At 66.5% G+C, this 579-nt stretch carries 1 protein-coding gene and 1 riboswitch; the gene reads right to left on the bottom strand.

The genetic code is table 11. The features are described from left to right. Positions 1–115: 115 nt before the first annotated feature. A riboswitch (yybP-ykoY riboswitch) is annotated at positions 116–294 on the bottom strand. 18 nt (positions 295–312) lie between these two features. Further along, positions 313–579, bottom strand: a 267-nt coding sequence (locus ACK4TH_RS13025) for an arginase family protein (RefSeq protein WP_409627050.1), incomplete at its 5' end; no start/stop codon positions are given.

Genomic DNA, 579 nt, shown 5'->3' with positions numbered 1-579 from the left:
GATGATGGGCAAGGGCTTCTTGAAACGGGCGGCCAGCAAGAAGGCCAGGAGTTAGGTCTTGTCGCCGATTTCGGCCAGAGCGACCACACCGGTCGAAACGAGCAGGGATTCCATGGATGCTCCTAGGCCGGACTTCTGGACGATTGACCACGGCGCGTCTCCGGCCAGGAAGGACGCGCGGTGGTCAAAGGTCTTGCCAAGTCGGTGAACCGCTTGCGCCATGTCCTGCAGGACAAGTGTGTTGACGCAAGCCTCTTCGGGGATGAAGAGCGGCTACTCCCCAATGACGGGCCGCATCATAGCAGGAACTCGTCAGCGCGGCCCATGGCGCGCGATGTGCGCCGCCACCCGAGCCGCCACGCGCGCGGTCAGGCCATCGCGGTCCAGCCCTGGGTTGAGTTCGGCAATGTCGGCGGCCACCAGCTTGCCTGCAGACAGCACCTCGTCCATCAGCGCCAGCACGCGGGCCAGCGGCACACCCAGGGCAGCGGGGGCTGAAACGCCAGGCGCCTGCCCGCCGGGCAGCACGTCCAGGCACACGGTCAGGTACACGGCGTCGCACTGGGCCAGGTCCTGCTC

Origin of the sequence: Tepidimonas sp., from assembly GCF_046292505.1 — a bacterium.
In the GTDB taxonomy this organism is placed as follows: domain Bacteria; phylum Pseudomonadota; class Gammaproteobacteria; order Burkholderiales; family Burkholderiaceae_C; genus Tepidimonas.
Note: the sequence above shows the minus strand (reverse complement) of the source record. Positions and strands in the feature narration are given on the sequence as shown.